Source organism: Gibbsiella dentisursi (assembly GCF_039539505.1).
GTDB classification, from domain to species: Bacteria; Pseudomonadota; Gammaproteobacteria; order Enterobacterales; family Enterobacteriaceae; genus Gibbsiella; species Gibbsiella quercinecans.
Window position 1 is genome coordinate 691,811 of sequence record NZ_BAABDG010000007.1, and the last position, 19,113, is coordinate 710,923.

A 19,113-nucleotide genomic window follows, 5' to 3' on the forward strand; every position below is an offset into this window, starting at 1 on the left:
AAACGGGGTTAATTGTGGACAAGCTAACCAGCATGGGGGTTTTCGTAAAAGCAGCCGAACTGGGTTCCTTTGCCGCAGCAGCCAATACGTTAAAAATATCCCCGCAGATGGTGGCAAAAAACGTTGCGTGGCTCGAAGCCCGACTTGGCGCCAGATTATTGAATCGCACCACGCGTCGTCAGAGCCTGACCGACATCGGGCGTAACTACTATGAAAGATGTAAGATCGTGCTGGCAGAAGCCGAAACGGCTGATGCCGTAGCACTTGAAATGAAAACATCCCCTTCAGGTATCATCAAAGTCAACGCGCCGCTGACCTTTGGTTCATATTCCTTACCCCGCTTTATTGATGGTTATCTCGCCGAATATCCTGATACCGAGATTGAGCTTACATTAAACGACCGTATCGTCGATCCGATTGAAGAAGGATTCGAAGTCATTATCAGGATAGGGGAGCTTGCCGATAGTTCAATGGTCGCCTGGCCCCTGCGCCCTTATCGGCTTATCACCTGCGCTTCACCTGGTTACCTAGCAAAAGCGGGAGTGCCAGAAACACCATCCGAACTTATTCACCATTCTTGCCTGGTTTATGGTATTTGGTCGCCCTCTATGCCTTGCCGCTGGGTTTTCAGCAGAAACGGCAAGACGGAAGAAATAAAACCAACGGGAAGGTTCCGCTCAAATGACTGGAAAGCCCTTCTCCACGCGGCTATAGCAGGCAATGGCGTCACCTTGGGGCCGGAAGACGTACTGAACGATGAAATTCAACAAGGCCGCCTAGTACAGGTTTTGCCACATTATGAAGGGCCAAGCCGCCCGATGCATATATTATTACCCGCAGGGCTGCGGCCAACGATGAAAATAAAAAGTTTTGTTGATGCAATGCGAAAACAATTTGGCCTTAAAAGCCCTTCGCCAAGGTAAAAGCCTGTTTTCAGCCTGTTCCTGCCGTATTCACCAGTTAAACAAGCCGCTAAAAATGGGCGACGCAATTGCCAGGCTGCTGACAAATGATATAAGCCGGCACATCCCGCAAGGCGAACGTTCACTCGCCTCACCATGCAACGGTCTGTCGGCTTGGCGATAGCTGTAACACTCACCGTTGCCACCACCACGTCCTCTTCCGTGCTGTCTGAATCAACATCGGCATCAATGCATGCATCGATCCTTTTTTGCCCTAGGCATGGCCAAACCGCGCTTGCAGCCTGGCTCTTGGGCTTAACCGGCGTATTTTTGCTGCCGCTTGGCATAAACGTCATAAATGCCCTTCCACGTTCAGCGCGAGCAAAACAGAGACAAAAGTTGTGATCCTATTCTCCTTTCCGCACAGTTTTTTTGGACAAGTCACAGCGTATGCATGATATTTACAGAATAATAAATCATCATTGAATATTTATTCATAATGGAGATAATAAATGAAACGTACCCTGCTTACCTGTTTACTGTTTTCCACCATGGCGTTCTCCACCGGGGCGCTGGCAGCAGAAAAAGGGCTGATCGTCATCATCACCCCGTCCCACGATAACCCGTTCTTCAAAGCCGAAGCCGATGGCGCGGCGCAGAAGGCTAAAGCACTCGGCTACAGCACGTTGACGGCCTCTCACGATGATGATGTCAGCAAACAAAATCAACTGATTGAAACCGCCATCGGCCGTAAAGCCAAAGCCATCATACTGGATAACGCCGGGGCTGATGCCACCGTCGGGCCAGTACAGAAGGCCAAAGATGCCGGTATCCCAACCTTCCTTATCGACCGTGAAATAAATAAAACCGGCGTGGCCGTGGCGCAGATCGTCTCCAACAACTATCAGGGCGCGCAGTTGGGGGGAGAGAAGTTCGCCAAACTGCTGGGCGGCAAAGGCGAGTACATAGAGCTGTTGGGTAAAGAATCCGATACCAACACCAGTGTGCGCTCCCAGGGCTATCACGATGTGCTCGATGATTACCCGGAGATGAAAATGGTGGCCCAGCAAAGCGCCAACTGGAGCCAGACTGAAGCCTTCAGCCGTATGGAAACTATCCTACAGAAACACCCGAATATCGTCGGGGTGATCTCCGGTAACGACACCATGGCACTGGGTGCCGAAGCCGCGCTGAAGGCCGCGGGGAAAAAGGATGTGGTGGTCGTAGGGTTTGACGGCAGCGACTACGTGCGCGACTCCATCATCAACAAGGGCAATATCAAAGCCACCGTGTTGCAACCGGGCTGGGCGCAGGCGCAGATGGCGGTTGAACAGGCGGACTACTATCTGACGCACGGCAAAGCGCAGAAGGAAGAAAAGCAACTGATGGACTGCGTGCTGATTGATGACAGTAATGCCAGCAAACTGAAAACTTTCAACCTGGCACAGTAAACAGGGAGCCGATGATGGTGATGAAACTTGCACACGGCGCTCTGTTGGCCGCAGCCGCTTTACTGTTAAGCGCCTGCAAAGTGGTTGATCTCGACGCTAACGGCCAGCCGATCATTCCACAAGATCCCAATGTGCAGCACGGTTATCGCAACCAGACGGCGCAACAGGTGGCGGAGGCCACTTGGGACAGCAAAGTGCTGGTCAGCGCCGATCAGCATGCGATGAGTTGGGCCGACATGAAAACCCGCAGCAGCACCGTGAAGGCCGGCAGCAGCGACAGTGTGTTTGTACGCGCCGGTGGAACCGTAGCTGCAGTCGGCGGCGCCGACGAGCGGGAACGGATCCTGACAGTCACCATTAACGGTGAAGCAGTGCCGGTGGCCATCGGGCCCGTGGTGCGCAGCAATGCGATACGCGATGCCGCCGGCTTTAAGTTTGAAGAGTTCACCAACCAGGTGCAATTTGCCCAACTGACCAAAGCGCTTAACCGCCACGCGGTGCAACAATTGCCGCCGATGGACGAAAACTGGGTGGGCAAACCGGTGCAGCTGTTGCTGGCGGTCACGATGCAGCCTAACAAAGTGCAGGACGTGGTCGCCGTCAGCGTGAAGCAGGAGCAACCGTAATGAGCCAAACTGACCCAATCATTCTGCGCACCAAAGGGGTTTCGATGCTATTCCCCGGCACCTTGGCACTGGACAAGGTGGACTACAACGTCTGGCGCGGCAAGGTCAACGTCATCATCGGTGAAAACGGCGCCGGGAAATCAACGCTGATGAAAATCCTTGCCGGGGTGCAACAGCCGACCAGCGGCGAGATCTGGCTTAACGGCCAGCTGGTCACGCTGCCCAGCACCCGCGCGGCGGCCAAGCTGGGTATTGGCATGGTGCACCAAGAGCTGAACCTGTTTGAGAACCTGTCGGTGGCGGAAAATATTTTCCTCGGGCGCGAGTTACAAAGCGGCTTGAAGCCGATTGATGAAAAAACCCAGGAAGCACGCACCGCCGAGCTGATGCAGCGCCTCGATCAAGATATTTCGCCGCGCGAGTTGGTGGCGAACCTGAAGGTCGGCCAGCAGCAACTGGTGGAAATTGCCAAAGCGCTGGCGGAAAACACCGATATTCTGATCCTCGACGAACCCACCTCCGCCCTGAGCAAAACCGAAGTGGAGATCCTGTTCCGGGTGATCCGCGAACTCACACGCCAGGGGGTATCAATTATCTATATCTCCCACCGGCTGGAGGAACTGATGGCGATTGGCGATGTGATCACCATTCTACGAGACGGCCATTTCCAGGTGGAAGCGCAGGTCAGCGAGATCGATGTGCCATGGATTGTGCGCCAAATGCTCGGCAGCGAACCGGTCACCAGTTTCCTGGAGCCGGGACGTGAATTCGGCGTGCCGGTGCTGGAAGCGGAAAACATCACCTGCGTTGGCCCCGCCGGTAATGCGGTGGTGGATAACGTGTCGTTTAACGTGCGGGCCGGTGAGATCGTCGGCATTTACGGCCTAATGGGCGCCGGACGCACCGAACTGTTCGAGTGCCTGCTCGGCACCCAACGCAGCTATCTCGGCAAACTGTGGCTCGACAGCAAGCCGGTGCCGCTGCGGCTGGATACCGCAGAACGCATCCGCATGGGCATGAGCCTGGTACCGGAAGACCGCAAACGTACCGGTATCTTTCCGGTGTCGTCGGTGGCCAGCAACCTGACCATCGGCAGCCTGTGGCAACGGCTGGAGTATCGTTTCGCCATCTCGCGCAGCCAGGAGAAAGCGGTGGTGAATGATACCGTCAGCAATCTGTCGATCAAAATTTCCTCACCGGAGGTGACCATTAACGCCCTGAGCGGTGGCAACCAGCAGAAGGTGGTGATTGGCCGCTCGCTGCTAACCAACCCACGCCTGCTGCTGCTGGATGAACCCAGCCGCGGCATTGACGTCGGGGCCAAGGCGGATGTGTTCCGCATGATGGTGAAGCTGTCGCAACAAGGCATTGCCATTTTGTTTTCCACTTCGGATCTGAAAGAGATTATGGCGGTCTCGGACCGCATTCTGGTGATGTCCGGCGGCAAACTGACCGCCGATATTCCACGTGCAGCGGCGGAAGAATCGGCGCTGGTGAAAGCAAGTGCTCAGGGGTTCTGACATGAAAAATACCACGACGGCCACGCTGGCCGCACCCACGGCAAAGGCCTTTAACTCGCGCGAGAGCCTGATCCTGCTGCTGTTAAAAATGCGCACCTTTATCGCGCTGTTCCTGATCGTCGGGTTCTTTGCCATTACGGTGCCGGATTTCCTTGCGGTGGGCAGCATGGTCATCATGATTAAACATATCGCCATCAATGCCTTCCTTGCCCTCGGCATCACCTTTGTGATTATCACCGCCGGCATCGATCTTTCCATCGGCGCCACGCTCGGGCTGTGCGGCATGGTCGCGGGTTGGCTGATCACCAAAGGCATTGTGCTGCCGATGTTTGGCATCGCCATCTTCCCCAGCGTTTGGGTGATTGTGCCGCTAGTGCTATTGCTGGGCGGGCTGATCGGCGCCGCCAACGGCTGGATCATTACCCGCTATAACGTAGCGCCGTTCATCTGCACCCTCGGCACCATGTACATCCTGCGCGGTGCGGCGATGCTGACATCAGGTGGCGAGACCTTCCCCGGCCTGCAGGGCAATCCGCAGCTCGGCAATACCGGCTTTGATCAGATTGGCGCCGGTTATTTCCTCGGCCTGCCATACGCTATTTGGATGATGATCGTACTGGCGTTGGTCATTGCCTACATTGCCCGCCGCCTGCCGTTTGGCCGCCAGGTATACGCCATCGGCGATAACGAACGCGCCGCCGAACTCTCTGGGGTGCGAGTAAAACGTGTGAAGATCATGGTGTACGCACTTTCGGGCTTCTGCGCGGCGATCGCCGGGATCGTGGTCTCTTCCCAGTTAGTCGCCAGCCACCCGGCCAACGGCACCTCGTTTGAGATGAACGCCATTGCGGCGGTGGTGCTGGGCGGCACTTCACTGGCGGGCGGGCGCGGCACGATTGTCGGCACGCTGATCGGGGCGTTCGTTATCGGCTTCCTGGCGGACGGGCTGATCATGATGGGCGTCAGCGAATTTTGGCAGATGGTGATCAAGGGCATTGTGATCATCATTGCGGTGATCATCGACCAAATGCAGAACCGCATGCAGCAAAAAGCCGCGGTCGTCGCGCAGAAGGCGCTGATTGAGGAAGGTGGCGCGAGCCGAGCGGGCTGATAGCCCGGCAGCCGCGTAATTTTCCATCCGTTTCGCTTTTAAATAAAAAACCAGGTGGCGTGATGAACCCGTTCAATCTGTCGAAAGAACAACTGCAGAGCAAAGCGCGAACAGCCCGCCGCCACATTATTCAACAGAATGCAGCCGGCCCCGCCGGAGGGCATGCCGGTGTAACGCGCTTTCCCTCTTGCCGCCAAGGCTGCATGCACCCTCTTATCTTGTTAAGCCTGGAGAAAGATCAAAATGACTCACTACAATTACCCAAAATTTGGCGCCGGTTTGTGGCATTTCGCTAACTATATCGATCGCTATGCGGTGGATGGTTATGGCCCGGCGCTGAGCACCTTGGAACAGATCCAGGAGGCCAAAAAGGTCGGCGATCTGTCCTATGTTGATATTCCTTATCCCTTCTCACCGGGGGTGACCTTAAGCCAGGTGAAGGAGGCGTTGAATGACGCTGGGCTGAAGGCCATCGGCATCACGCCGGAGATCTATCTGCGCAAATGGTCACGCGGCGCCTTTACCAACCCCGATCCAGTAGCGCGCGCCGAGGCGATGAAACTGATGAATGAGGCAGCCGATGTGGTGCGTGAACTGGGCGCCAGCTATGTGAAGGTGTGGCCGGGCCAGGATGGTTGGGACTATCCGTTCCAGGTGGATCACAAACAACTGTGGAAGCTGGCGGTGGACGGTATGCGCGAACTGGCGGCGGCCAACCCCGATGTTAAATTCGCCATCGAGTATAAACCACGTGAACCACGGGTAAAAATGACTTGGGATTCGGCCGCGCGCACGCTGTTAGGCATTGACGATATCGGCCTGGATAACGTTGGCATACTGTTAGATTTCGGCCATGCGCTGTTTGGCGGTGAATCGCCGGCAGATTCCGCACAGCTGATTATAGATCGCGGCCGCCTGTTTGGTATGGATGTGAATGATAACCTGCGTAGCTGGGATGACGATCTGGTGGTTGGCACGGTGCATATGACGGAGATCTTTGAGTTCTTCTATGTGCTGAAGATCAACAACTGGGATGGCGTGTGGCAGTTGGATCAGTTCCCGTTCCGCGAAAATAATGTTGAGGCTGCGCGCCTGTCCATCCGTTTCCTCAAGCATATTTACCGCGCGCTGGATAAACTGGATATCGCGGCGTTGCAGGAAGCGCAGTCGCGCCAGGATGCCATGCAGGCACAGCGTATTATTCAGAATGCGCTGTTGTCGTCCATCGAAGTGGAATAAGAGTGCTTCCACAAAAATGAAAGGCCTGCTGCCCCGGTGACCGGGGCAGCAGGGAAATTTACCGGTTTCCTACCTATTCAACGCCTTTGTAGCATCTGCAGCAGAGGCGTTGAAGGCTGTTGGCGCCAGCCTACTGTGTTTGTTTAGTGACGACAAAAGAACACCTCTTTGAGAGGCATTCTTCACGATTCAACTTAGCGCGTTATTTCGCTATCGGTGAGTGGTATGCTTTCAACATGCCCGCCTGATAACGCAATCCCCGTTACAATGCTTCTTTGTGCCCGCCGATCACCAGGAGCTTCGAGTATGAATTGTACAATGAACTGTCCTTTATCGGGGAATTGATAAAAACCGGGCGGATACACAACTTGCCATTTTCTACAGCCAGATCAGGTGAACCCGTTACTGACAACTTTTGCGGCGGCGTTCCTCTGGGGGTTTATTGCGCTCAGAGAAAGCGGGTAGTTCCCGACATCTGGAACCTGAAAGCATATGTCTTCACCGATCTTACTAACCGTTGTTGTTTCGTCTGCTTTTAATCTGTCGCCTGAACTCGAGCATCCAGCCAGAAAAAAATGAGGTAATCAAATAAGAGGGAACTACTTTTAGTTTTTTTCATTATTCCCCATGGGAAGCCAAAAGCCAGGCCAGTCGCAAAGGTGTTGGCAACGATCCAGAATAACGCCGCGTTTTTCCGTGAGCTTACTGAAAATAAAATATTAATGAAAAGCCCTAAAGGGCTTTTCATCAATAAGCATCTGCAAAAGGTTAATTACCACATTAAATCATCGGGCACTTTAAAATCAGCATACGGATCGTCTTCATCTTGTTCTTCCTGACTAAGCGCACTATTCAATACAATGCTGCTCGCATCTCGCTGTGCAATTTTATCGGCTACGCTCGCGGGGATAATAGCGTATTCACTCTTGCCACTGTTATCAACAACCAAACGCGCAATAGCAAGACGCCCGCTAATTAGCTGGGCTTGGGTAGTTTTATCCACAACTATCTTTTTGATTAAATTATTATCTGTAAAGTTGAAACCAATATCACCTTTTGAAATGTCGATCCTGTTCATTTCAATGAGTTGCTTCACCTGAGCTTTATACTCTTTAGATAAAGCAGCTTGTTTTTGTTGTTCGCTTAGCTGTTTATCACGCTCGAGTTGTGCCTTTTTATTTTCTTCCACCGCGGCTCTTGCCTCACGAGCCTGAACCCGTGATTTTTTAGCCGTTCTTTGGACCTTGGCCATTTTTTTGCTGGATACTAATCCAGCTTTTAGCATCTGCTCTTGTAAGGTGAGTTTTGTCATCTTCGTTTCTAAGCCAGTTGAATAATTTAGGGGATTATACCTGTAATTTTTAAGGCTGTACCAGTTGCAGCACGGTGTGGTCTGAGTTTAAAGAAGCCTATCTAAGCAGATAAAGCGTCTAACACATTGATGGCGAGAATAACGGAAGTCATAAAATGCCGCGATTCCCTGTAGCACGCTATCTCGCCAGGTCTGTAGAGCCACAAGCGCAAGCAGCCTATTGAAATGCTGACATTCTATAGACTGCAAAAGCGCAGGGAAGAGATTACCCGTATGCACGGGAATGCTCTCCCCATTTAGCCCTCGGCCATATGTCAGTCTGGGGAGGACTCACTTGAAGGTGCCTGCAGCACCTCTTCCGCCACCTCACGTACCAGCTGTAGCTTTTTGGCCTGATCTGCAGTGGTCAACGGATTGCCTTCCCAGGTAGAAGCAAAGCCGCACTGAGGAGAAATGCCGATCCGTTCGAGCGGTATAAAACGGGTCGCCTCGTCAATTCGCGCCTTAAGCAGGTCTTTTGCTTCAATATCTGGCCGCTTGGTAGAGATTAACCCAAGGATAACCCCTTTGCCCTTGGGAACCAACGCCAGGGGTTCAAAGCTTCCCGAACGAGGGTCGTCGTATTCCAGAGAATAAAGGTCGAAACTGCGCGCCCCTTTGAACAGTGCCTCGGCGATGCTCTCATAACCACCCTCGGCATAGAACTGCCCTGCATTATTGCCACGGCAGATATGCAAACAGGTTTTTATCCCTTCCAGACCGTCGACGACCTCGTTGATGCAGGCAATCCCCTCTTTGAGTAAGCGCTCAGTATCGATGCCCGTCTGAGCCTTCACCCCTTCCCTTAATGATGGATCGATGAGGATCGCCAGTTCCGGCGCGTCGATCTGCACATATTCACAACCGAGAGCGCGTAACTCTTCGATTTCTTCCCGGAGCAGCCTGGCCACGTCATGAAAAAGATCGAATATATCGGGATAGGCCGCCGCTGAATGAGAGGAAGACCAGAACGACCATGCGAGAAGCGGCGAAGGCAACGTGATCTTCTTGGGCCGGTCAGTGATGGCACGAAGAAAGGTGAACTCTTCCACCGATACGGCCTTCTTGCGCGCGAGTTTACGGGTGACTACCGGCACAACGGGCGTTTTCGCATTGGTGCTCTGCGCCGCCCCCTTCAGGCCACGCCATTCCAGGCCCGGAAAATTGGACGATGCAGTAAGATCAAATCCTGATAGCGCATCAAAAAACCAAGAGAAGAACATCGACCGACGCTGCTCGCCGTCGGTAACGACATCCATACCGGCAGCTTCCTGAACTGCGACGGCCTCACGCACAGCACGATCCTCGATACTCTTGAACTCCGCCGCTGAGATTTCGCCCGCGTCGAAGCGGATGCGTGCCTCTTTCAACCATTCAGGCCGGAGCAAAGAGCCAATCTGTTCTACTTTGTACATCATTCCAACCTCGTTCCTTTTTCGTTTAGTCTGCAGTAAGACGGGGTAGAAAGGCATCGACTATCTGCCCTGACCACCGCGATCTGTTTAGGTGCTTGTTTGATAAAGTGACCAGCTACCCATTGATAGGTATACCTTGATGTTAGCAGTGTTCGCTTCTGGCACAAAACCGTTCATTGCAGGGCTAGGTCGGCTATGAGAGAAATATAGTCATTCACACCCTGAGAATTACACTTTGAAGTGATTAAGAGACTCTGGCAATCATTACAATACGGGCGCGGAGTCAAAATAATGATAGCGTCATAAGTTAGTTAATAGCACATTCTCATTACATGAAAAACTATGTGGGAATAAGTTACCTATAAGTGATAATGAAAGTTATTATGCTGAAAAATGCTAAAACTATCTGTTAAAAAGCGAGATATCTACTGAATGACCCGACAAAGCGAGTTTGATTTTTCATGCCGGTCAGTTATTCCCTATGCACATGATTACAGGCATGGAGATTATGAAAGTTGGCATACACACAGTTGTGCTCAGCTTATCCATACGTTGAGCGGCGTCATTCGTATTGAGACCCGGCAAGGGGTTTGGGTCGTTCCTCCTTCACGAGGAGTATGGATACCGGCACATATCCCGCATGCTTTGCATATTACTGGAGAGGTTAAATCCAGAGTTCTCTTTGTCGAGCCATTAGCCAGGGCTGACCTGCCCGTTATCTGCCAAGTAGTTAGCGTGAGTAATTTGTTACGAGAGCTGATTATCTGCGCACTGGATCTTCCTTGTGACTACGAGTCAGGCAGTCGGGCTGAACGTATTCATGAATTGATGCTTGATGAAATTCGCCTGATGGATACGCTTCCGTTTTATTTGCCGGAGCCTGTATCCGAACGTCTGAAGCAACTGTGCCAGGACGTTCGCGAAGCACCTCAGGAGACATGGTCCGTGGCAAAAGCAGGCAAAAAAATCAACGCCAGCGGACGTACGCTCAACCGCCATTTTTACCAGCAAACTGGTATGCAGTTCAGTGAGTGGGTTCGTCGGGCACGTCTGTTGCACGCCCTGACGCGCCTGGCGCAGGGCGAACAGATAACGCGTGTGGCACTGGATTCAGGTTATGCCACTCCTGGCGCTTTCAGTGTTATGTTTCGGCGGGTGATGGGGGTCACACCCAGCGATTACTTCAGCCCGTGACAAAATTTGCCGCGGCATTCAGCATGGCCTGTAGAGACGCCCGAGTAATATCACTGTCGATACTAACTCCCCATGCACATCTTCCCGCCCTATCCTGGCAGCACACATAGGCGACAGAGCGACTGTCGCTGCGTTTTCCGAGCGTATGTTCCTGATAACTCACTATTTCAAGTTCTGCTTTCATCTCCCGGCAGAAAGCCGTGAGGGCAGCAGACAGAAAACCATTTCCCTGTCCCTTAAGACTTAGTATTTTATCATGACAAATAATCTCGGCAGAAAGCGTTGTACTTTGGTCTGCCTGGTTGTTGCAGCTATACTCTTTTAACCGAATCGGGGGTGTATCAACAAGCCCGTATGAGTGGCGGAAAAGATTCCAGACAGCTACCTGTGACATTTCTTTCCCCCCAGCTTCAGCCTCTTTCTGAACGCAAAGACTGAACGCCTGCTGAAGCGGGCGTGGAAGGCTGAGGTTGTGATTTTGCTCCAGCAGCCAGGCCGCGCCACTCTTGCCTGACTGGCTATTCACGCGAATAACTGCTTCATAGCTGCAACCTATGTCCGCCGGATCGAGCGGCAGATAGGGGATTTGCCAGAAAGAACTTGGTGAACATTGCATTGCAGCAAAACCTTTTTTGATCGCATCCTGGTGAGAACCAGAAAAAGCGGTAAAGACAAGTTTGCCAGCGTAGGGATGACGCGGTGCGACAGGCATCTGATTGCACTCTTCCACTACTTCAATGACCCTTTTCATCTGACTGAAGTTAAGACCAGGTGAAATGCCCTGAGTGTACAAATTTAGCGCCAAATTCACCAGATCCGCATTACCGGTACGTTCTCCGTTTCCGAATAGGCAGCCTTCAACACGCTCAGCGCCAGCCAGTAGAGCAAGTTCGGCACAGGCGATGCCTGTGCCGCGATCATTATGCGGATGAACGCTTATGCAGACCTGCTGGCGGCGAGAGAAATGACGGCAGAAATATTCAATCTGATCGGCGTAAATATTAGGCATACTGACTTCGACCGTTGCAGGAAGATTGATAATCATGGGGCGAGATACTGTCGGCTCCCAGACTTCAGCCACAGCCTCACAAATCTGAAGGGCAAAATCCGGCTCAGTAAAACAAAACGTTTCAGGAGAGTATTGAAATGTCCAATCGGTTTGCGATGTCTCATCGCATAACCGACGGATCTGCCTCGTTGCGCTGACGGCAAGCTGAACAATTTCATCACGTGTTTGACAAAATACTATGTCTCTGAAAAGCGGTGCCGTCGCGTTATATAGATGAATGGTCGCCCGATGAACTCCCCGAAGTGATTCAAAAGTTCGTGTAATCAAATCTTCTCTTGCCTGGGTTAGCACCTGAATGGTCACATCTTGGGGAATACGTTTTTCTTCAATCAGCGTCCGAACAAAATCAAAATCGGTTTGTGAAGCGGAGGGGAATGCGACTTCAATTTCCCGGAAGCCACAGGCAATAAGCAAATCCCAAAATTTCAGCTTCCTTGCGCCGTCCATAGGCTCAGCCAGAGCCTGATTACCATCGCGGAGATCCGTTGAAAGCCAGCGAGGGGGGTGAGTTAGCGTATTATCAGGCCATTGCCTGTCAGTAAGGCTGATTGGAGGGTGCGCTTTATATTTGGTTGCAGGATTATTCAGCATACTGGTTTCCCTTTTAACAAAGATGCCTTAGTGTCATGCTAAACCTGCCGGAAAACTCACCAGAATATGACAACTGATTATTCAAAAATGACAATTACGAATTAAAAAATTTTTTTCATAAATTTTGCCAGCATAACCTCTTTGTTCCTTGCATGTTTCTCCCATGGCTCAACACCGTATGCAGGAGGGCTACCGGTGCAATCATGATTTAGACAATGACGAGTGCCCCCTTCTGTCAGGATAGATTGACCAGTTCCCCGCTGATAAGTATTAATGTTGGCTTCTGGCACAAACTTTCCTGACTCTTTCTCATGCTAATTCTGTCTCTGTCATGCCCCCGTCAATGATTTCAGCCAGCAACCAGCGTTCAAAATCCTGCAGTGCAGATTCATTTATTCCAGTTTCCCCCGGTTTTACCAAACAGAATCTTTTGCTCAAGAGTTCGGATTCTGGCCAGGGCGCGACAAGCGCTCCGCTATTCAGTTCTTTTTCAACATACATTCGCGGCACTATTGCCACGCCTTGTCCCACCAATGCAGCAGCTATTGCCATTTCATGAAGGTCATACCGGACACCCTGCCCCGGATTATCAAGAATTATTCCACTTTCCTGGGCATAGTTATGCCATGCTTCCGGATTTTGCCGCCGATGAATACGCGGAAGTTCGTTCAATTGATCGTAGATATTCTTATCCGTGAGTAGTACAGGATGGCACACAGGCACTAGTTTTTCCTGAAAGAGAAAGTGCATGCGCATGCCTGCCCATGCGGGGTGCTCAAAATGAACTACGGCGTCAAAGCCACTCCCAGTAAGAATAAAAGGGTCGGTTCTGGCTGCAATATTTAATGTTATGTCCGGGTACATAGATCTAAAGCCGCTCAAGCGGGGAATAAGCCATCGACTGGAAAACGTCGGCAGGACGGCAATATCCAGACTTTTACTGCCTTCAGGCATTCCCATTATGTACTGAGTATCCCTTTCGAGCCGTTCGAGCGTTTCGCGTATGTGATGTGCATAGCGTGCCCCTATAGGATTAAGCTTTACGCGGCTTCCCGTTCGGTCAAACAGTCTGCAATTCAGCAAAGATTCAAGGCGTGCAATCTGCCGGCTGATGGCCCCTTCCGTCAGCGATAACTCCTCTGCGGCCCGGGCAAAATTACCGTGCCTTGCGGCGGCATCAAAAGCCTGCAGGGAAGTGCTACTGGGAATTTTTCTCCGCATAAAAACCGACCCTCACCTTATACATGCAATGACCTTTCAGTGAGTTAATATCACTAATTAATGAAATAATATCGATTTATAGCCGAAAAAACAGCATATAGCATGATTAAAAGTCATTAATCAGGTTCGTTAGGTCCCTGCCGTTTATTCATGTAGAGGTTAGTCAATGCTATACACCGTGGAATGCACCTATAACGATGCCAAAAGCGAGGAAAACTGGAATGAATTTTACAGCCAGGAAAAACTGCCAGCGTTGGTCTCCGTCACCGGATTCAGTACTTCCCAGCGCTTCCAAGCCCTGAAACCTGGCTGCCCTGCTTATCTTGCCATTCATACCGTTAAGAATGCAGATGTTCTCACCAGTGATGAGTACCGGCTGAAAGGAGGTGGTAATTTCTCGCGCTGGCAGGTGTACATCACTGACTGGCACCGTAACCTGTATGAATGTGAAGGCTCGGCTCCGACCGTATCATCAGATGAAATACTGTTGCTCAGCGCCCAGCCGCTCAGCTTTATAGAGACAGAGCTAGGGTGCTGGGCACTAGAAATGCAGGCGGCAGGGCTGGATAAATCCCCAGAACGGCGCGTGGCATACGTTCTTGCGCGTGAAAATGCCGCGCAGCTAGCGGGAATACCTGGAGCATACCTCTACGAACCGCTTACATCGCAATTGCAGAGCCCTGTTAAGGATCACTAGGGAGGGAAACCATAACATCATGCCTAATCTTACTTTTTATATTTCTGAAGATCAGTCTGGCAGGTTTACCGATCTCCCCGATTTCACCCATAACTGCAGTGCACTCTGCAGTCATATTCTCGGCGCAGAATCGGAAAAAGTTCACATCATATATATCGATGTAAGGCCGGGATGCGGGTATCCAGTGTATGCCGAACTCTTTTATCGTCTGACAAAATTACGTACGCCGGAAGTGATGCAGAACTTTATGTGCGAACTGGATCTGGCCATTCGACAGGCCTCAGGGCTAACGGCGCGTATTCGCTGTTTTGGCTCTACTGCACCACAAATATATGCTCGAAACTAACGCTGAGGTATTTATGAACCACTCGCCCTTCACATCCCGTCAGATTGGGGATTTTCTGGTTACTGCCGTGAGTGACGGCCATATATCAGCCAACCTGGATTTACTGTCAGGCATTGAGACATCTGATGCAGAGGTAATTCAGCACAGTGCCGGGATCGCTGAACCCGGCAATATCCATATCAACGGTTATCTCATCCGCGGTCGGGGGCGAACTATTCTCGTTGACGCTGGTACGGGAGGACTGAACAACGTGGGAGGGCTGCTCAGAGAAAACCTCAGTGCAGCCGGGGTCAGCCCTGATGACGTGGACACAATCTTACTGACGCACGGCCATCCTGACCACATTGGCGGCCTGCTGGACGCTGAAGGACGGCCAGTCTATAAACATGCTGAACTCCATCTTCATACCTTCGAAGCGCAATACTGGAGGAATGATGAAAAACTAAAAATTGCCAGCGAGCGCGGGAAGCGCAATTTTACACTTGTCCGTCGAACGTTAGACGCTTACGCACAGAAATTACGTTTTATTGACGGGAACGAGATAACAGAGGGTATTCTCCCGGTATGGCTGCCGGGTCACACACCAGGCCATACCGGATACCGCATTGATTCAGATGATAAATGCGTATTGATATGGGGAGACATCGTCCATTTCCCACATATCCAGTCAGCACACCCGGCCGTTTCCATTGTATTTGACTGCGATCCCGAACTGGCCGAAGACACACGGAAACAACTCCTGGAACACGCTGCCAGAGAAAAACTGCTCATTGCAGGCATGCACTTAGACCGAAAAGGGTTTGCTAACATTATCATGGCCGATGGTGGATATCGTATTTCCTACCCAGAAGAATGAATGGGTATGCGCCTTTGACTGAATATCTGTTCGCAAATCACTTGACCGCTTCCAACAAACCGGATGTGGGAGAGGGTCAGTTAGGATTGGGGTGATTATAGGACTGGGTCGACTACTACAAAATAAACAGAACAGAATGGAAGTTGATAGCGCTAAGAAAACGAAAAAACGCGGGTAAATCATATGATTTACCCGCGTTTTTAGACGTTAGCGGAACTCAGTGGATGCTAAAAACTCACTCCCACTCGATCGTCGCCGGTGGCTTGCCGCTGATGTCATACACCACCCGCGAAATGCCATCAATTTCATTAATGATGCGGTTGGAAACACGGCCGAGGAACTCATACGGCAGGTGCGCCCAGTGTGCAGTCATGAAATCAATGGTTTCCACCGCGCGCAGTGAAACCACCCAGTCGTATTTGCGGCCGTCGCCCATCACGCCGACGGAGCGCACCGGCAGGAACACGGTGAACGCCTGGCTGACTTTGTTGTACAAATCGGCCTTATGCAGTTCTTCAATAAAGATGGCATCGGCGCGGCGCAGCAGATCGCAATACTCCTTCTTCACTTCGCCCAGCACACGCACGCCAAGGCCAGGGCCTGGGAACGGGTGGCGATACAGCATGTCGTACGGCAGGCCCAGCTCCAGGCCGATTTTACGCACTTCATCCTTGAACAGCTCTTTCAGCGGTTCAACCAGACCCAGCTTCATTTCTTTCGGCAGGCCACCCACGTTGTGGTGCGATTTGATCACGTGCGCTTTGCCGGTGGCGGAAGCGGCGGATTCGATAACGTCCGGGTAAATGGTGCCCTGCGCTAGCCACTTCACTTCGGTTTGCTTGCAGGCTTCTTCGTCAAACACTTCAACAAACACGCGGCCGATGATTTTGCGTTTGGCTTCCGGCTCGTCCACGCCGGCCAGCGCGCTCAGGAAGCGATCTTCCGCCGGCACGTGCACAATGTTCAACCCAAAGTGATCGCCAAACATTTCCAGCACCTGATCGGCTTCGTTCAGGCGCAGCAGGCCGTTATCCACGAATACGCAGGTCAGGCGCTTACCGATCGCACGGTGCAGCAACATGGCGGTAACGGAAGAATCCACGCCACCAGACAGGCCAAGGATCACGTGATCTTCACCCACCTGTTCGCGAATACGCGCAACCGCGTCTTCAATGATCGTCGCCGGCGTCCACAGCGCTTCACAGCCGCAGATATCCAGCACGAAGCGCTCCAGCATGCGCTGGCCCTGGCGGGTATGGGTCACTTCCGGGTGGAACTGCACGCCGTAAAAGCGTTTTTCTTCGTTAGCCATAATGGCGAACGGGCAGGTATCGGTGCTGGCAACGGTTTCAAAACCTTGCGGGATGGCGGTGACTTTATCGCCATGGCTCATCCACACGTCCAGCAACGGGTTGCCGGCGGCGCTCAGGGCATCTTCGATACCTTGCACCAGCGCGCTGTTGGTCTTCACCTCTACCTGCGCATAGCCAAATTCGCGCTCATTCGAGCCCTGCACATGACCGCCCAGTTGCATCGCCATGGTCTGCATACCGTAGCAGACACCCAGCACCGGCACCCCTGCGGTGAACACGTATTCAGGCGCGCGCGGGCTGTTTTCTTCCGTGGTGCTTTCCGGGCCACCAGAAAGGATGATGCCGCTTGGGTTGAAGGCGCGAATTTGCTCTTCGCTAACGTCCCAGGCCCAGAGTTCACAGTAAACGCCGATTTCACGCACACGGCGAGCAACCAACTGCGTGTATTGCGAACCGAAGTCCAGAATAAGAATGCGATGCTTATGGATGTTTTTTGTCATGTAAGGCAAATTCCAGCAACAGAGAAAAAAGAAAAATCAATTCGACAGGATTGATCCCAGTGGCAAGGCCGGGCAATGGGGTGCCGCCCGAAGCCCTGCATGCGCGGCTGGCATCAAGCCAATGTGCGCGGGAAACGGACGGCGGCCTAATGCACAGGCCCCCCGGCCAGCATCAACCCATACGGTAGTTTGGCGACTCTTTGGTGATGGTCACATCGTGCACATGGCTTTCCTGAATACCGGCGCCGCTGATGCGCACAAACTCGGCCTTGGTGCGCAATTCATCAATGGTCGCGCAGCCGGTCAGGCCCATGCAGGAGCGCAAGCCGCCCATCTGCTGGTGCACGATGGCTTTCAGCATGCCTTTGTAAGCCACGCGGCCTTCGATCCCTTCCGGCACCAGTTTGTCCGCCGCGTTATCGGTTTGGAAATAACGGTCGGAAGAGCCTTTGGACATCGCGCCCAGTGAGCCCATGCCGCGGTAAGATTTGAAAGAGCGGCCCTGGTACAGCTCGATTTCGCCCGGGGATTCTTCAGTACCGGCCAGCATGGAGCCAACCATCACGCAGGATGCGCCAGCGGCGATAGCCTTGGCGATATCACCGGAGAAACGGATACCGCCGTCGGCGATAACCGGGATACCGGTGCCTTCCAGCGCGTCCACGGCATCGGCGATAGCGGTAATCTGCGGTACGCCAACGCCGGTTACGATGCGGGTGGTACAGATAGAGCCAGGGCCGATACCCACTTTCACTGCGCTCACACCGGCATCCGCCAGTGCTTTGGCGCCTGCGGCGGTGGCAACGTTGCCACCGACGATTTCCAGATTCGGATATTTAGCGCGGGTTTCACGAATGCGCTGCAGCACGCCTTCGGAGTGGCCGTGAGAGGAGTCGATCAGCAGAACGTCAACGCCAGCGGCAACCAGCGCGTCGATACGCTCTTCGTTGCCGGCGCCGGCGCCAACGGCAGCGCCAACGCGCAGGCGGCCCTGGTCGTCTTTACAGGCGTTAGGCTTGCGTTCGGCTTTCTGGAAATCTTTCACGGTGATCATGCCCAGCAGGTGGAAGCTATCGTCCACCACCAGCGCTTTCTCAACGCGTTTTTCGTGCATTTTGTGCAGCACAACTTCACGTGCTTCCGCGTCTTTCACGGTAACCAGACGCTCTTTCGGCGTCATCACCGCGCTAACAGGCTTGGAGAGATCGGTCACGAAGCGCACGTCACGGCCGGTAATAATCCCCACCAGTTCGTTATCATCGGTGACCACCGGGTAGCCGGCAAAGCCGTTACGCGCGGTCAACTCTTTGACTTCCTGCAGGGTGGTGTTCGGGGTAACGGTTTGTGGATCGGTGACCACGCCGCTTTCGTGTTTTTTCACGCGCATGACTTCTTCAGCCTGGCGCTCAATGGACATATTTTTGTGGATGAAGCCCAAACCGCCTTCCTGCGCCAGCGCAATAGCCAGGGCGGATTCGGTTACGGTATCCATTGCCGCAGACAGCATTGGAATATTCAGGCGGATGTTTTTGGTCAGTTGCGTGCCCAATTCTGCGGTGTTAGGCAGAACGGTAGAATGGGCTGGAACCAAGAGAACGTCATCAAACGTTAGAGCTTCTTTAGCGATACGTAGCATGGGCAATATCTCACCAAGGTGGATGCAGAAAAGATAAAATATTGCCGCGGCATTATACAGAGCGTAATCGCTTGC

Annotated in this window: 19 protein-coding genes; 10 read left to right on the forward strand and 9 right to left on the reverse strand. The window is 52.6% G+C overall.

The window, feature by feature from the left end; genetic code table 11:
- Positions 1–14 precede the first annotated feature (14 nt).
- The 5 genes from ABFX35_RS17300 (at position 15) to ABFX35_RS17320 (ending at position 5,610) form a co-directional block, all read left to right on the forward strand.
- Positions 15–923 carry a LysR family transcriptional regulator gene (locus ABFX35_RS17300; RefSeq protein ID WP_346082390.1) on the forward strand — a complete coding sequence of 303 codons (909 nt, stop codon included), beginning with the start codon at positions 15–17 and terminating at the stop codon, positions 921–923.
- A 491-nt stretch (positions 924–1,414) separates the two neighbouring features.
- Entirely contained in the window at positions 1,415–2,353 is a 939-nt protein-coding gene (locus tag ABFX35_RS17305) for a D-ribose ABC transporter substrate-binding protein (RefSeq protein ID WP_279025170.1), read from the forward strand.
- A 20-nt stretch (positions 2,354–2,373) separates the two neighbouring features.
- Entirely contained in the window at positions 2,374–2,979 is a 606-nt protein-coding gene (locus tag ABFX35_RS17310) for a DUF2291 family protein (protein ID WP_279025168.1), read from the forward strand.
- Positions 2,979–4,499, forward strand: a complete 1,521-nt coding sequence (locus ABFX35_RS17315; protein WP_095847632.1) for a sugar ABC transporter ATP-binding protein — start codon at positions 2,979–2,981, stop codon at positions 4,497–4,499. Before ABFX35_RS17310 ends, ABFX35_RS17315 begins: the two co-directional genes overlap by 1 nt.
- A gap of 1 nt (position 4,500) precedes the next feature.
- Positions 4,501–5,610: an ABC transporter permease gene (locus tag ABFX35_RS17320; RefSeq protein WP_095847631.1), complete on the forward strand. Its 1,110-nt coding sequence runs from the start codon at positions 4,501–4,503 to the stop codon at positions 5,608–5,610.
- 38 nt (positions 5,611–5,648) lie between these two features.
- Here ABFX35_RS17320 and ABFX35_RS24225 read toward each other — a convergent pair whose 3' ends face one another.
- On the reverse strand, positions 5,649–5,819 hold the full coding sequence (locus ABFX35_RS24225; RefSeq protein ID WP_428832207.1) for a hypothetical protein: 171 nt from the start codon (positions 5,817–5,819) through the stop codon (positions 5,649–5,651).
- A gap of 34 nt (positions 5,820–5,853) precedes the next feature.
- Between ABFX35_RS24225 and ABFX35_RS17330 the strand changes: the two genes are divergently transcribed.
- Complete coding sequence (locus ABFX35_RS17330; protein ID WP_279025164.1) at positions 5,854–6,849, forward strand: sugar phosphate isomerase/epimerase family protein; 996 nt, start codon at positions 5,854–5,856, stop codon at positions 6,847–6,849.
- A gap of 535 nt (positions 6,850–7,384) precedes the next feature.
- On the opposite strand, the gene ABFX35_RS17335 is transcribed toward ABFX35_RS17330, so the two are convergent.
- The 3 genes from ABFX35_RS17335 to ABFX35_RS17345 form a co-directional block, all read right to left on the reverse strand.
- Positions 7,385–7,597: a hypothetical protein gene (locus ABFX35_RS17335; protein WP_279025163.1), complete on the reverse strand. Its 213-nt coding sequence runs from the start codon at positions 7,595–7,597 to the stop codon at positions 7,385–7,387.
- Between the two features lie 24 nt (positions 7,598–7,621).
- Entirely contained in the window at positions 7,622–8,161 is a 540-nt protein-coding gene (locus tag ABFX35_RS17340; protein WP_346082299.1) for a DUF2058 domain-containing protein, read from the reverse strand.
- Positions 8,162–8,475: 314 nt separating this feature from the next.
- Positions 8,476–9,618, reverse strand: a complete 1,143-nt coding sequence (locus ABFX35_RS17345; RefSeq protein ID WP_346082300.1) for a cobalamin-independent methionine synthase II family protein — start codon at positions 9,616–9,618, stop codon at positions 8,476–8,478.
- Between the two features lie 429 nt (positions 9,619–10,047).
- On the opposite strand from ABFX35_RS17345, the gene ABFX35_RS17350 reads away from it, so the two are divergent.
- The gene (locus ABFX35_RS17350) at positions 10,048–10,809 is read left to right on the forward strand and encodes an AraC family transcriptional regulator (protein ID WP_346082301.1); all 762 of its coding nucleotides are present in this window, start codon (positions 10,048–10,050) and stop codon (positions 10,807–10,809) included.
- Here ABFX35_RS17350 and leuA read toward each other — a convergent pair.
- The 3 genes from leuA to ABFX35_RS17365 form a co-directional block, all read right to left on the reverse strand.
- Entirely contained in the window at positions 10,799–12,469 is a 1,671-nt protein-coding gene (leuA, locus tag ABFX35_RS17355; RefSeq protein WP_346082302.1) for a 2-isopropylmalate synthase, read from the reverse strand. The genes ABFX35_RS17350 and leuA overlap by 11 nt on opposite strands.
- A gap of 101 nt (positions 12,470–12,570) precedes the next feature.
- Entirely contained in the window at positions 12,571–12,759 is a 189-nt protein-coding gene (locus ABFX35_RS17360; RefSeq protein WP_346082303.1) for a hypothetical protein, read from the reverse strand.
- 19 nt (positions 12,760–12,778) lie between these two features.
- Complete coding sequence (locus ABFX35_RS17365; RefSeq protein ID WP_346082304.1) at positions 12,779–13,690, reverse strand: LysR substrate-binding domain-containing protein; 912 nt, start codon at positions 13,688–13,690, stop codon at positions 12,779–12,781.
- 166 nt (positions 13,691–13,856) lie between these two features.
- On the opposite strand from ABFX35_RS17365, the gene ABFX35_RS17370 reads away from it, so the two are divergent.
- From ABFX35_RS17370 to ABFX35_RS17380, 3 genes are read left to right on the forward strand one after another with little or no spacing between them, the layout of a single operon-like run.
- Positions 13,857–14,387, forward strand: a complete 531-nt coding sequence (locus ABFX35_RS17370; protein WP_346082305.1) for a sugar ABC transporter — start codon at positions 13,857–13,859, stop codon at positions 14,385–14,387.
- Positions 14,388–14,406: 19 nt separating this feature from the next.
- Positions 14,407–14,733, forward strand: coding sequence for a hypothetical protein (locus ABFX35_RS17375; protein WP_346082306.1), 327 nt, complete (start codon positions 14,407–14,409; stop codon positions 14,731–14,733).
- 13 nt (positions 14,734–14,746) lie between these two features.
- Positions 14,747–15,589 carry an MBL fold metallo-hydrolase gene (locus ABFX35_RS17380; RefSeq protein ID WP_346082307.1) on the forward strand — a complete coding sequence of 281 codons (843 nt, stop codon included), beginning with the start codon at positions 14,747–14,749 and terminating at the stop codon, positions 15,587–15,589.
- A 235-nt stretch (positions 15,590–15,824) separates the two neighbouring features.
- Here ABFX35_RS17380 and guaA read toward each other — a convergent pair whose 3' ends face one another.
- Both guaA and guaB read right to left on the reverse strand, forming a co-directional pair.
- Entirely contained in the window at positions 15,825–17,402 is a 1,578-nt protein-coding gene (guaA, locus tag ABFX35_RS17385; RefSeq protein WP_279025150.1) for a glutamine-hydrolyzing GMP synthase, read from the reverse strand.
- 172 nt (positions 17,403–17,574) lie between these two features.
- Complete coding sequence (guaB, locus tag ABFX35_RS17390; RefSeq protein ID WP_145957820.1) at positions 17,575–19,038, reverse strand: IMP dehydrogenase; 1,464 nt, start codon at positions 19,036–19,038, stop codon at positions 17,575–17,577.
- Between the last annotated feature and the right edge of the window lie 75 nt (positions 19,039–19,113).